The organism is Desulfomonilaceae bacterium, from assembly GCA_041662605.1.
In the GTDB taxonomy this organism is placed as follows: Bacteria; Desulfobacterota; Desulfomonilia; order Desulfomonilales; family Desulfomonilaceae; genus CAJBEZ01.
In genome coordinates this window covers 1-13,163 of record JBAZSD010000015.1, presented here as the reverse complement: position 1 = coordinate 13,163, position 13,163 = coordinate 1, and the positions used below count along the sequence as shown (strand labels likewise).

Sequence of the window (13,163 nt, the reverse complement as noted above, 5' to 3'; positions counted from 1 at the left end):
GGTCGATTTAGAAGCGGCTCAAAATTTGCATCAAACAAGAGTGAGAATTATAGTCGCATTAGAATCTATCAAAATAAATGAACGATGACAGGAGGCGTCAATGAGCAAAAAGCTTATGGAATATTTCAACAAACAACCCAGACTGGGTACTCTCAGCACAGTGGATAAAAACGGGAAGGTTGATTCGGCGTATTTTGGATCACCGCGAATGGTCGACGAAAAAACCATCCAGATGGGTACGGGGAAAAACCGGACATTTTCAAATCTTCTTGAGAACCCTCATGCGGTTTTTTTGATTATGGAACCCGGCAAAGCGGTCACGGATTGGAAAGGTGTTCGTATTTATGTGGAAATGAAAGAACATGAAACTTCCGGGCAAAAACTCGATCAGATAAGGGCGGCGATTGCTGAAAAAGTCGGGCCTGAGGCAGCCAAAAAAATGATACACGCCGCATTGACTTTTGAAGTTACGGATGTCAGGCCGCTTGCGGACTTTGGACAAGGTTGGGAAAAATCGATTTAGACCATTGAAATTAGTTGGGGTCGTGTTGTTCCGAAAGGAACGCCGCATGATGAGGTTCTAATACTCAATTCCGTTACGAGCCCTGACGCCTTTGTCAAAGTGATGTTTGATCTTTTTCATTTCAAGGACGACATCGGCGCGATTTATTATTTCTGGGTGGGCATAACGTCCTGTAAGGACCAATTCCACGTTATCAGGTTTCGAATTCATGAGATCCAAAACCTCCTGGATATCGATTAAGCCCAAATTCTCGGCTATGTTTACCTCATCCAGGATGATCATATCAACTTCCCCGCTCAACATGGCTGAACGAGCTTCCGCTAAAGCCTGTTTGGCCATTTCCACATCCCTGGGCTCACATCCTCGCTCGAATATGAAACCCTTTCTACCCATGGGTTTGATAGTGATCATAGGCGCCAAGGATTTCAAAGCGATCTGCTCTCCTGACGTATCAGGAGCCTTGAGGAATTGAACCATGAAAACCCTGAAACCTCTGCCGATTGCGCGAACAGCTAACCCTACAGCCGCTGTAGTTTTTCCCTTTCCTTCGCCCGTGAACACCTGTATTTTGCCCGGCCCATCCATGAACGACCTACTTCAAAAGAAAGAGGGTTTCGTGATAATATTAATTCGTGAGTCCAGCTAAAAAGGCAACCGCGATTCCGCTTAACAATTGTGCAGACTCTTTGAAACGTCAAGTCAACTATACTTAAAGGTCATCGTATGTCAAGTGCTCGTCTGTTGTGGATCGGGTCCTCCGCTGAAACGGCGGAGTCCGCTCGAAAAACGCTTGAAGCTGAGCTGGATCAACTTTCCGTAAATATAGCGTCCGAGGCTGTGGAAGCTCTCAATATCCTAGCCAGGAAGCCCAGCGAACACCTCATTGTGATAATTGACGCTGGCAATACCGAAATGGAGCTGGCTACCCTGGCCACGGGGATAAAGCAGATAAATCCTTTGATAGAAATAATTATTCTTGGCTATCCCGGACTCGCCTGGGGCAATCTGACTTTGCCAAGGTATTATAGGCCAATCATTCTGGACGAGTCGTTTAGTTCGGATACGCTTATTTCATGCGTGGCCAAACTTCAAGAAATGGTGGAGGCCAAACAAGATTATGATCAACTCTGTCGTGGCATCGGTGACAATATCGGAATGTCCAGGACAAGCACTGAAGCGGTTCTGACGCTTCTGGCCAGACAGAATTGTCTCGGAATGATTAGTATGCGCCGTGACGGTTTTTTCACGTCCTACAACGAAGAAGCCGAACGCTTGACCGGGTATTCAATTGAAGAACTTGCTCACATTCAGGTATGGACGAACGCTGTTCTTTTCGATCATGAAACCGTTCAGACGCTTCTGGATTCGATAGCCATGTTTTGGTCAAAAAAGACTGGACGTGAAAACATGCGTCTCATGATCAAACGGAAAGATGGACCAATTTTAACTCTGTCCATGACGGCGGTGGTCTTGCTGGACAACTTCGGTCAGGCCAGGCAGATAGTGATGCTTTTTTTCGATCCTCTGGAAATTGGCGCAGCCAGAGAATATGAACTTTTGGTTAACTCAGGTCATTGCGCTCTTTACTCGTATCTTCCGGAAAAAGGGTTCGTCAAAATTTCTACACCGGCTGTGGATATTTTAAACCGGGCGTTTTCCCTGAATCTCACTGTCCAGGACATCCTGGACAAGAAAGTGCAAGACTTGCCGATACCCAGAGAGACGGCGCAATCGTGGCAGGGACTTTTGGAGAATCTAGCGTCAGGTTCCACGTCAATGCCAAACGGATTCAGTCCAATGGGGTTGCCCGGTCGGCGCCTGATGGAACACTCCTTCGTAGAGCGAATACCCACTGGAACAAGAGAAAAATTCGCTGTTTTTTCTGTGGTGGTCCCGAGGGAAGATCTTTGTTTCGATGCAGTTGAGAATCAATCGGATAAAGCTTTCGCAGAAAAGACCCTGAACGAAATTCCACGACCTTTTCTGTTGATCCAGGCTATAAGGAACCGGGATGGAGTGATTCTGGACTTTCAATGCTCAAGAATGAACCCGGCCGGAATTAGGGCTGTGAACCTCAATGAAGATTTCCGCCCAGGAATGTCTTTTAGAAAAATTTTTAAAGACCCGGTGAAAATGAAAACGCTTTTCGAATCAGCGTGTGAAGTTACTGAGACGGGAGAACAGAAAAATTTCGAGATTCGGATGAATTTGAATCCAAAGGATACCGGTGAAGCTCTGGTTCGGTTTTGGTTCGGGAAAGTGGGCGATGGAGTGGCTTTATTTTTTCAAGATGTTACGGCTATTCGCAACGAGGAAGCTGAACTTAAACACTACCGCCACATATTTTCTTACATGGATGAGGCTATCATCGTTACTGATCTGGAGGGAAACATCATTGACTGGAATCCTGCCAGCGAACGCATGTTCGGATACACCAAAGGGCAGATTCTTGGACGTTCGGCGTATTTGCTGACACAAAACTCCGATGGCGGTCAAATGAAGCAACAGTCCCGAGATGTCCTTCGTGATGGAGACGTTTGGAAGGGCGAATATCAGTTTATAAGAAAGGATGGAACACGAGGCGTCGCCATTTCAGTCTTTGCATTGCTCAAAGATGATCAGGGTGTCGTATACGGAACCGTAGGTCTCAGTCACGACCTTACTGAGCGCAAGCGTCTTGAAGAGCGTCTCACAGTAAAAAGTCAAGAGCTTCAGGAAAAAAATCTGGCTCTCAATACCCTCCTGCGTCACGCCGAAACGGAAAGAATAATGGCCTGTGAAAGAGTAGTAGGTGATCTGTCGCACAGAATCAACGATCGCTTATTCCGGATTCTTGAGGCTAAAAACAAGCCACAGGCCGTGGAAACACAAGTTAGCCTTCTACTCCAGGAACTGGGGACAGCTCCGGAAACAAGGAAGGTGGAACAAACAGACCACTCCCCCAGATTGACTGAGAAAGAATTGGAGGTAGCGCAGTTGATACGCTTGGGTAAAACTAGTGAACAGATTGCTTTCATTCTCGATAAGAGCCCTGACACCATTCGTCTTCAGCGGATTTCGATTCGAAAAAAGCTCGGTATAGACCGAAAGGACCGGAATTTGGCGAGCCACTTGAAAAAAATTGATCTGGCATAAATTCCATGAGATTCAGGGCTAATTAGATTGACCGCGGAATGGACCCTTCAGATCATCGAGTTGAAAAGACTTTTATTCTCTTACCCTGAACTTTTTGCATCTTGTTTTTTGGTTCATAGTCTATACACGTCACAAAATAGATTTAGACAAACTGAACTTTACAACTCGCGATACCGACAAGCAAATATAACTAATACACATTAAATCAGCAACATATCTGCAGTAATAAATTGCGTAAGTTAAATCTGATGGTCGTCCAGATCCGGGAGCCGCCTTTAGACTTTAATAGACCTAACGTAGATCTTGACATTCCGTCTGCTGAACTTTAACCTCGATAAACAAGGAAATGGACAGTCATCAATCCTGGATTCCTGAAGACAACTTCTAACTCGTCTGAAGGTGGACATTTCTTTGGAACCCAGTCTCATAACAGTGCTTTAAACCCTTTCGCAGTTCATTGGCGGCGAGTCGGATCAATGAAATAGAACTGACCCCTAACAAAGCTTGCCACGCCAGGTATCGCGCGGAACCTTTTCAGGAGAAAAATGGGGAAACAGCACGTAATCAATGCCGTAAAAGGGCTTGCCACCGAAAAAGTTCCCTGGGTTCCTTACTCTGGAGTCCATAGCGCCTTTTTAATTAATGAACCCGCCGACAAATTCCTGCAGGACCCTGACCTCATCGCAAAAGGGGTCTTGTTTGCCGCCCAACGCTATAAGGCCGATGGAATTCCTTTGCTGTTCGATCTCACTGTAGAAGCTATTTCCATGGGTTGTAGTCATAAGTGGTGGCCTGACAACCCGCCATCTATTACAGGACACCCGCTTGATAAAAAGACACTCACCGAATCTGGATTAAAAATTCCAGGGCCTAAAGATGGTCGATGGCCGGTGATAGTGGAGGCAGGGAAAAAGGTCAGGGCAGAACTTTCGGATGTGGCGCTTTATGGGATATTGTGCGGGCCTTTGACCCTCGCAAGTCATTTGCGGGGTGTTCGGATTTTCACGGATGTAATTAAAAATAGACCCATCGCAAAAGAAATTATCGAATTTAGTGGAAAAGTGGCTGGTGAAGCGGCCCGAATTTATGCCGAAGAAATCGGATGTGACGTGATCGCCATTACAGACCCTGTGGCATCGTTAATCAAGCCTGAAATCTTTCGTGAATTTGTAACCCCTGCTGCTCAGCCCGCAATCGAGGCTGTCAAAAAAGCCGGTAAGGTGTCCAGCTTTTTCATCTGTGGTGATGCGACCAAATGTCTTGAGGAAGTGGCTGCGGTAGGGACGGATGGGTTCGCCATCGATGAACAGCTTAATCTCAACTATGTGCGGGATGTAGCTCTAAAATACGGAGTGGGTTTCGGCGGAAACCTCAAGCTTACACTTGCCCTATCCTTAGGGCTGGTATCCCCGCGAGAGGACGCATTGGTTGCATTAGCGGCGGGGGGTAGCACTGGGTTTGTCTTAGCCCCAGGCTGTGACATTCCGTATGACGTTCCCAGGGAGCACATCGATCAAGTTATTGAGGCCATAGAGTTTTACAACACGTATTACGCAAAATACCCGCACCATATCGTCAAGAAGCAGGATGGGAGTAAATAAAAATAGATATTTACAACAAAGGTTAAGATGTTGACCTCAAAGTTCGACTCGTATCATGTGATTCAATACCAAAAACTGGAAAAAAGGAGGATGAAATTCGTTTACTGCCAAAAAGCGCCAATATTGTCGAGAAATCCGACTTGAAAGCCTCTTCTTACTTGAGTGGACAAATCCTCAATGAGAAGATTCTGCACAATAAGCGGACTCACGCGTCCAACCCAGAATTAGCTACCACAAAAAAAGACGGTTGTTTAATCAAAGCCGTCTGTCCTCAGGAGGATTGCTATGTTTAGTTTTCAGACCGAGCAGAAAGTGTGCGAGGTCGGAGGAGTTAAATTCGGAGGCAAGCCCGGTCAATACCCTACGGTCATTGTTCCCTCAATCTTTCAAAAGGGAGACAAGGTTTTCGAGGGAAAGCGAAAAGAGGGATTTGACCGAGAACGCGCCACTGAACTCGTGAAAATGTGTGACAAGCTCTGCATGGAGACTGGCATTCCATACATGGCTGATATCGTTGGAACAAAGGGGGAAGAATTTAAGACATACATAGACTTCTATACCGAGGTTACGTGCATGCCCTTTTGTGTAGACGCCTGGGTCATGAAGCCAAAACTCGAGGCTGCAGCTTATTGCGCTGAAAAAGGTCTACTGGATCGAATGTTCTATAATAGCCTTACTGTCTGGGAAAAAGATGTGGAGACCGAAATCAAGGAAATCATGGCCATAGGTGTTAAACATGTGCTGTTGGTAGCCTTTGATCCTGCTGACCAGATGCCCACAGGCAGAATTAGTGGAACCCAAAAACTCCTGGACGCAATTGACAAGGTTGGAGCCAAATTCGACAGCCTTTTTGTAGACACTTCCGTCATGAATGGCCCTGCAACGGCTTTATGTTCCCTGTCCAACAAGCTCATTAAAGAAAAATGGGGCTTTCCTTGCGCGAGCGCTCCTTCGAACGGCTCATACATGTGGAAAGCAGCTCGAGAGATGTGGGGTCAAAAAGGGTGGGCCGGCGCGGATGCCGCTCTGGAAGCCCTATCCTCATGCTTCTATCACGACATGATCTTTTCCGGTCCAATGGCAGGATCAGACAGGATTTTTCCCGCAGTGGCCATGGCGGACTCGTTCCTCGCTACATTGGTATATGGAGAAACCAAAAAACTGCCGGAACTGGATAATCATCCGCTGAAGAAACTCTTCCCGGAATTTATAGAGCAACTGAAAGGCATGTAAGCGCAAGAAGGTATTCAGAACAATGTAAGAAGCGCCCCTGTAAAATTTTCAAGTCGAAAAAAGAGAGGAATTAATAGATGGCAGCAATGACCCCCAAAGAACGGGTAAAAAAGTTTATGAAAAAAGAGCCTGTAGACACCATGCCCATTTTTAGCGGGATGGGGATGGTAACCGTTCAGGCTATTGACAAAATGGGAATCCGTTTTGCTGAAGTGCATGGATCCTCGGAATACTTGGCTAACTCAGCTACAATGAGCGCCGAAATTTTTGGATTTGATTCTGTCATCGTACCGTATGACATGTGCACAATTCCTGAAGCCATGGGCCGTGGCTGTAGCACATATGCGAACGCTGAGGGAATCCTTTACCCCACAGTGCCTTCCAAGTGGGACCAACTCGATAGTGTCGACATCAATCCTGATTGGGTATCCAAGGCGAGAATGCCCGTGGTCGAGGAAGCGCTCAAGAAGCTCATTTCCGAAGGGAAATATGGCGTGGGCGGCTGGGTGCTCGGGCCTTTCACTTTAGGTGGGCAGGTCATAGAACTTGATCTCCTTCTGAAGGGAATTAAAAAAGAGGCCGAAAAGGTCAACGCATTCATGAAGAAAATGACCGCAGTGGTCATCGATGTGGCGAAGCGCTACCAGGATCTGGGCGTTGATTACATGACTATACGTGAAATGGGTTCTGGAACCGATCTCCTATCTCCCCGAATGTGGAAACAACTCATTCAACCGTATCTACGAGAGATTTTTGAGGCTCTCGAATCCCCCAAGATTCTCCATATTTGCGGTGGGACCGATTTGATAGTTGAAATGATGAATGACTGCGGGGCGGACGCTCTTAGCTTTGACCAGAAGAATAATCTGGTTGAGACGAGAAAGAAGATTGGCAACGATATTCTATTGCTGGGCAACTTTGATCCATACGGAACCCTTTGTCAAAAAGACGCCTCCGAAGTGCCGGCTATTATCAAAGGCTGCATAGATGCGGGTGTAGACGCTGTTTGGCCCGGTTGCGATATATGGCCGGATGTAAAAGCAGAAAATGTCGAAGCATGGGTAAAAACCGTTAGAGAGTTTGGTGGGCAACCTTCTCCAGCGGTGGGAAGAATATAAACGACTACAAATCAATCGATGGAGGAAAGTAAATGGTCTCAGAAGAAAGACGCGCAGAAATTCTGAAGAATCTCTCTGAAGGAGTGGTGGAGTACGAGGAAGACCGAGTTAAAGAATACTCTAACATGGCTCTTGACGAAGGACTCGATGCCTACGACGCAATTATGAATGGCTTGGCGGCAGGCATGGAGATCGTGGGCGATCTTTATGATCGCCAGGAATATTTCGTCCCGGAAATTCTCATGTGCGCTGACGCCCTTTATGTAGGACTAGACATACTTAAGCCTCACATGAAGATAAGCGATTCTACCGGAGTTAAGGGACAGGTTGTTATCGGAACCGTCCAGGGCGACGTGCATGATATAGGCAAGAACCTCATCAAAATGATGTTCGATGTGGCTGGCTTCACTGTCCATGATCTTGGCAGGGATGTGCCTCTAGAGAAATTCGCTGAGGAGCAGTTGCGCACCGATTCTGAAATTGTGGCTTTATCCGCAATGATGACCACCACCATGATGGGTATGAAGAAAGTCATAGCGATGATCAAGGAGAAAAACCCGGATGTGGCTATCATGCTTGGGGGCGCTCCAGTCACGAAAGACGTCGCTAACCTTTTTGGAGCCGATGGTTACGCCGAAAGTGCAGGCAACGCTGTTCAGGAAGCTATAAAGATGATTGGACAGCTCCGTAAATTAAAGGAATAGGGGATTAGAGCATAACCACCAAGTTTCCCAGTTAGGGATTGTTAGATTGTACGTACGTTTGCCGTATAGCTACCGAATCAGCGTCATCAGTCGCTCATTTTCTAATCAACGTGACGCTGATCGAACCCAGGTTCCATGTGCTTGTGACGGAAAAGTGTCTTTGAAAACAGGATTATTTTTGAAAATTGTGGCTGTTGGCAGCGACTAAACAATCCGGGATGGGTTATCTAAGGTCCCTATCTTAAAATAGACACCAGCACAAGCCACGCGGGAATAAACCCGGCGGACTATCCATGTAGTGGTCAACGGAGTATTGCGCCCAGACGACCTTCAGGAATAAAAGGGGAATTGTTTAATGGACAACAAGCAGCACATGGTGATCTTCCAGCCTTCGGCGCGCCGAGGGTTGGTAGACGAAGGAACCAATCTTATTGAAGCTTCTCGCCAGTTGGGCGTCGATATTGAAGCCCTGTGCGGGGAAAAGAAAGTCTGCGGAAAATGTAAGGTAAGAATAGAAGAAGGTTTCTTTGAGAAATTCGGCATTACGTCCAACAAATCACACGCGAGTGAGTGGCAGGAAGAAGAAAGCAAGTTTTTCACTCCCACTCAAAAAAAGGAAGGTTACCGTTTAGCCTGTGTAGCCAAAGTACAGGGCGATTTGTTGGTATTTGTGCCTGAGGAAGCCCGAGCCGGGAAGCAAATAGTCAGCAAAGCGGCGAGAGATATCCACATAGATTGGAATCCCGCTGTAAAACAATATCATGTCCAGGTAGTGCCTCCAACGTTTGAAGAACCCGCAGGAGATTTCGAACGGATTTGCGCTGAACTTGAGCGAAACTACGGTCTAAAAAACCTGAGTATCGATTGGTACTCCTTGAGAAAGCTTCCCCGAAGGCAGAGAGATGGCAATTGGGGAGTCACCGTAGCCGTTTGGATGGATAAAGAAATTGTGAGGATTCTGCCCGGTAAGATGGATGATTGCTACGGAATAGCCATAGATGTCGGCACCACGACTGTGGCGGCCTATTTGTGCAATCTACGGACCATGGAAGTCATCAAGACTGTGTCGATGATGAACCCACAGTGTAAGTACGGCGAGGACGTAATGGCTCGCATCACCTACCACATGATGAACCCCAAGGGCCTTGAGACCATGAGCAACGATCTCATAGAAGGGTTAAACAAGCTGGTTGTTGAAGCATGTGATTCCACACATCCTCCAAAAAAGAGAAAAAAGAAAAAATCTGAAGATGATGAAATAATAGAAGCGCCGGATGTAACCGAGGCAGCGGAGAACGAAAACAAAAAGTACCTTAATCTCAAACCTAACGATATAGTTGATATGACAATTGTCTGCAACACGGCGATGCATCACATCCTGCTTAAACTGGATCCTGAATTTGTGGGGTTGGCGCCATTCCCTCCGGTTATTCACAGAAGCCTTGACATTCATGCGCGAGATCTTGGAATCAAGTTAAATGAGTCGGCCTATGTACACATTTTGCCTAATGAGGCTGGTTTTGTCGGGGCCGATAACGTCGGGGTTCTGATTGCGGAAGAGCCTTATAAGCATGATCAGGTACAACTTCTCATTGATATAGGCACAAATGGTGAACTAGTTCTTGGAAACAACAAAAAATTGATTTCATGTTCATGCGCGACTGGGCCGGCTCTGGAAGGGGCGCAGTTGAGTTACGGCATGCGAGCCGCTCCTGGGGCAATAGAACGAATAACTATCAGCCCCGAGACTCATGAAGTCGATTATAAGGTCATAGGAAGAGACGCCTGGAAAAACTATTCCAAACCCGAAGAAATGAAAACAAAGGGCATCTGCGGGTCAGGGATCCTCGATGTTCTTGCGGAGCTTTATTCTGCGGGTGTAATCGTCAAGAGCGGCAGGTTCAACAAGAGCCAAAAATCCGATCGCTACAGGGTTAACCCGGACACAAAGCAGCCAGAATTCGTAATAGCTTGGGCCAATGAGACATCTATAGGTAAGGACGTCGTTATAACCCAAAAGGACATTCGACAGATACAATTGGGTAAAGGAGCCCTTTACACAGGATGCAAACTGATGATGAGGCGAATGGGCCTCACCCAGGTTGACACCATAAAAATAGCGGGCGCATTCGGGACCCACGTAGACAAGACCAAGGCCTTAATAATGGGGCTCTTTCCTGACTGTGACCTGGAAAATGTTTTGGCCGTAGGCAACGCAGCGGGCGATGGCGCAAGAGCCGCCCTGTTAAACCGGGAGAAAAGAACCGAAGCAAATTGGGTTTCACGGAATGTAGAGTATATAGAACTCACGGTAGAAGAAGACTTCCAACAACAATTTATGGAATCTATGCAGATTCCTCATATGAAGGATCAGTTTCCTCATCTGGAAGGCATCGTAGCGCCGGAAATCCTTCATCAGAAATAAGTCGATCAATTGGGCGGCCGTTGCTGGTCGCCCAATTAATCACATGTTTAAGACTCTCGACGTTCCGGAGGACAATTTGACTGTAATAAGAGTCGAAGCCGGTTCATGCGGATTTGTCAGTCGTATTAAGGCCAAGAAAGAAAATAAACGGACTGTGCGAATCCAGATAGAGTCCGACTGTGAATCTTTAGACGATCTTGGGTTTATACTGGAGGAAAACGGTCCATTTGGAATCGTAGACTTTATGAGCACAAACCCTGCGAAGAATAGGGTGTTCCAGTTGGCTTGGGATAAATTGCCGCACGCAGCCTGCCCGGCGGCCATGGCCATTATAAAGGCCTGCGAAGTTGAGTTGGGCTTGAATGTTCCGTGCCCTGTTTCCATACAGTTCGAAGAGTGCGCAGAAGATTAGATCTTGAGTTTGGACTGCTCCGCATTTACAGTGGTGGCTGTTCAAGATCATGTCCAACCGTATGAAATAGTTTTAGTTGAGAATCCAATGAACCAAGAGGCGCCCAATGGCCGTTAGAATCGAAGACTTGATAGACTTGCGGGATGTTCGCCAAGTCCGAGGTAAGCATTCTCCGAATATGATATCCCCGGATTCTTTTAGACAAATAGAAACGTTAGCCAAAGAATTAGGCTTTCATGAGGTTCACCTTATGGAAACCTCCAATATTGTCACTGGACGTTGGGTGAGGCTGAAATGCCGTTATGGCTGCGCCAAATACAACACCAGTTGGTGTTGCCCACCCGCCGCGCCCAATCTCGAAATGACCAGAGAAATTTTGTCGGAATACGATTTAGCGCTTCTCCTGGTAAGCGAAGACACAAACGAGCATTTCTATCGCAATTCACCTAGTAAGCGGCGGAAACAGATAAAACAATGGAAATCCACTGTGGCCCTCGAACGAAAGCTTTTTTTGATGGGATATTATAAGGCTTTCGGCCTTCCTGCCGACACCTGTGCGCTCTGTAAGGAATGCGCATATCCAAAACAGTGCAAATTCCCGAATGAGAAAAGACCTACGTTGGAGGCTTGCTCCATCGATGTGTTTCAGACATTAAAAAATTTGGGACAATCAACTGGGCTTGTCCGCAAAATTGAGGATTGTTTCCATAGCTATTCCATGATCTTGCTTGCCTAGTGAGATAATTTTCAACGATTGGGCGCTACAGTTTTAGCCTAGGTTACGTCTACGCAGAACCAATCAGATATTGCGCCGGTAACACAAATGGATCAGTCAGGAATAGCTGTTTGCCTAATTTCCGGTTTTTTGGGTAGCGGGAAAACAACTTTCCTCAATCACATGCTCAAAGAGCATCCTCGGGACTTGAAACTTCTGATATTGATAAATGAATTTGGGGAAGAAAGCATTGACGGAGCTTTGGTGGAAGATCCCGAACTTGAAATGCTTGAAATTAGTAAAGGATCTATCTTTTGCGCATGCGTAAAAGGCGATTTCATAAAAGCGCTCTACCGAATAGCCTTTGTCCTTCAACCGGAAGCTGTGGTAATCGAGGCCAGCGGAGTGGCGAATCCTACAGATATAAGTAGAGACGTTTTCAACCCGATATTCAAGGGGATGTTCACGTCTCTAAACAAAATCTGCATTATTGACGCCGCCAACTTCCTCGAACAATACAACGTATTTGCATCTATAGAAAACCAGATAGAAGCTGCGGATAAATTTATTGTCAACAAGATCGAACTGGTTGATAAAAGGGTCTTGGTCCGGATAAAGGAAGTGATTAGACGACATAATCCTAACGCGACTTTTGTCGAAACGTCTTTTTCTCTGCTCGATCAGAAATATTTCGTCGACTTTGGCGCTATGATAAATTCGAGGTCATCTTTGGAATCTGAGACCGAAACAGAGTTTTTGAATGATGAGGCGCTCGAAAAAGTAATCGACAGAATTCTTGAGAACCAACTTGCTCAACTCTCGCCTCCGGAAAATCTCATTTCTATTACTTGCCGGTGGGATTCAGGTGGGCTAGCCGAGTTTAGGCGAATTGCCGACCGGCTTCCTTCAGACGTGGTTCGAGCCAAAGGATTTATATTTGACAAAAGAATCCCCTACTTATACAGCCACGTAGGACATTCTTACGATATCCAGCGGTTTGACGGGCCCAGGCTCCTTGACAGATCAGTCAATCGGGTTGTCTTTATCAGAAGTGAATCAAAGGAGAAGGATATTCGTTCCATGTTTCTAGAACAGGGCCTGAACTTATTCAAGTAACGCCCGATTTTACAACTGGCTATCTAGCCTTGATGTTTGAATTCATCACAAATCGAGCCTTTTGCAAAACTCCCCTAGGAATTAGTGTTTTCAGGGTCCATCAAGCCTTTTATGGCAATTTTATAGGTCAAAATAATCAGTCAGTCAAATTTTGTGGGTTTAGCTCACAATTTTTCTGTTT

The 13,163-nt window shown here is 46.3% G+C and carries 11 protein-coding genes; 10 read left to right on the top strand and 1 reads right to left on the bottom strand.

Annotation, left to right across the window (positions count from 1 at the left end):
- The first annotated feature begins 100 nt into the window (after positions 1 to 100).
- Entirely contained in the window at positions 101 to 523 is a 423-nt protein-coding gene (locus tag WC647_12420; protein ID MFA6223109.1) for a pyridoxamine 5'-phosphate oxidase family protein, read from the top strand.
- A 57-nt stretch (positions 524 to 580) separates the two neighbouring features.
- Here WC647_12420 and cobO read toward each other — a convergent pair whose 3' ends face one another.
- A complete protein-coding gene (gene cobO, locus WC647_12415; protein MFA6223108.1) occupies positions 581 to 1,108 on the bottom strand; it encodes a cob(I)yrinic acid a,c-diamide adenosyltransferase in 528 nt (175 codons plus the stop codon).
- A gap of 138 nt (positions 1,109 to 1,246) precedes the next feature.
- On the opposite strand from cobO, the gene WC647_12410 reads away from it, so the two are divergent.
- The 9 genes from WC647_12410 to WC647_12370 all read left to right on the top strand — a co-directional run bounded on the left by WC647_12410 (position 1,247) and on the right by WC647_12370 (position 12,982).
- Positions 1,247 to 3,658 (top strand): PAS domain S-box protein, encoded by a 2,412-nt coding sequence (locus WC647_12410; protein ID MFA6223107.1) that lies wholly within the window; start codon positions 1,247 to 1,249, stop codon positions 3,656 to 3,658.
- Positions 3,659 to 4,203: 545 nt separating this feature from the next.
- Positions 4,204 to 5,259: a uroporphyrinogen decarboxylase family protein gene (locus WC647_12405; GenBank protein MFA6223106.1), complete on the top strand. Its 1,056-nt coding sequence runs from the start codon at positions 4,204 to 4,206 to the stop codon at positions 5,257 to 5,259.
- Between the two features lie 285 nt (positions 5,260 to 5,544).
- Positions 5,545 to 6,492, top strand: a complete 948-nt coding sequence (locus WC647_12400; GenBank protein ID MFA6223105.1) for a tetrahydromethanopterin S-methyltransferase subunit H — start codon at positions 5,545 to 5,547, stop codon at positions 6,490 to 6,492.
- Positions 6,493 to 6,569: 77 nt separating this feature from the next.
- Positions 6,570 to 7,610: a uroporphyrinogen decarboxylase family protein gene (locus WC647_12395; GenBank protein MFA6223104.1), complete on the top strand. Its 1,041-nt coding sequence runs from the start codon at positions 6,570 to 6,572 to the stop codon at positions 7,608 to 7,610.
- A 32-nt stretch (positions 7,611 to 7,642) separates the two neighbouring features.
- Complete coding sequence (locus WC647_12390; GenBank protein ID MFA6223103.1) at positions 7,643 to 8,314, top strand: cobalamin-dependent protein; 672 nt, start codon at positions 7,643 to 7,645, stop codon at positions 8,312 to 8,314.
- 355 nt (positions 8,315 to 8,669) lie between these two features.
- Entirely contained in the window at positions 8,670 to 10,739 is a 2,070-nt protein-coding gene (locus WC647_12385) for an ASKHA domain-containing protein (GenBank protein ID MFA6223102.1), read from the top strand.
- A 76-nt stretch (positions 10,740 to 10,815) separates the two neighbouring features.
- The gene (locus WC647_12380; GenBank protein MFA6223101.1) at positions 10,816 to 11,151 is read left to right on the top strand and encodes a hypothetical protein; all 336 of its coding nucleotides are present in this window, start codon (positions 10,816 to 10,818) and stop codon (positions 11,149 to 11,151) included.
- Between the two features lie 106 nt (positions 11,152 to 11,257).
- On the top strand, positions 11,258 to 11,887 hold the full coding sequence (locus tag WC647_12375) for a DUF2284 domain-containing protein (protein ID MFA6223100.1): 630 nt from the start codon (positions 11,258 to 11,260) through the stop codon (positions 11,885 to 11,887).
- 87 nt (positions 11,888 to 11,974) lie between these two features.
- Positions 11,975 to 12,982 carry a GTP-binding protein gene (locus tag WC647_12370; protein ID MFA6223099.1) on the top strand — a complete coding sequence of 336 codons (1,008 nt, stop codon included), beginning with the start codon at positions 11,975 to 11,977 and terminating at the stop codon, positions 12,980 to 12,982.
- The last annotated feature ends 181 nt before the right edge of the window (positions 12,983 to 13,163 follow it).

Excerpts from the sequence above, each read along its gene's own strand:
- WC647_12420 (MFA6223109.1), top strand. The coding sequence starts at position 101 with ATGAGCAAAAAGCTTATGGAATATTTCAACAAACAACCCAGACTGGGT.
- cobO (MFA6223108.1), bottom strand. The coding sequence starts at position 1,108 with ATGGATGGGCCGGGCAAAATACAGGTGTTCACGGGCGAAGGAAAGGGA.
- WC647_12410 (MFA6223107.1), top strand. The coding sequence starts at position 1,247 with ATGTCAAGTGCTCGTCTGTTGTGGATCGGGTCCTCCGCTGAAACGGCG.
- WC647_12405 (MFA6223106.1), top strand. The coding sequence starts at position 4,204 with ATGGGGAAACAGCACGTAATCAATGCCGTAAAAGGGCTTGCCACCGAA.
- WC647_12400 (MFA6223105.1), top strand. The coding sequence starts at position 5,545 with ATGTTTAGTTTTCAGACCGAGCAGAAAGTGTGCGAGGTCGGAGGAGTT.
- WC647_12395 (MFA6223104.1), top strand. The coding sequence starts at position 6,570 with ATGGCAGCAATGACCCCCAAAGAACGGGTAAAAAAGTTTATGAAAAAA.
- WC647_12390 (MFA6223103.1), top strand. The coding sequence starts at position 7,643 with ATGGTCTCAGAAGAAAGACGCGCAGAAATTCTGAAGAATCTCTCTGAA.
- WC647_12385 (MFA6223102.1), top strand. The coding sequence starts at position 8,670 with ATGGACAACAAGCAGCACATGGTGATCTTCCAGCCTTCGGCGCGCCGA.
- WC647_12375 (MFA6223100.1), top strand. The coding sequence starts at position 11,258 with ATGGCCGTTAGAATCGAAGACTTGATAGACTTGCGGGATGTTCGCCAA.
- WC647_12370 (MFA6223099.1), top strand. The coding sequence starts at position 11,975 with ATGGATCAGTCAGGAATAGCTGTTTGCCTAATTTCCGGTTTTTTGGGT.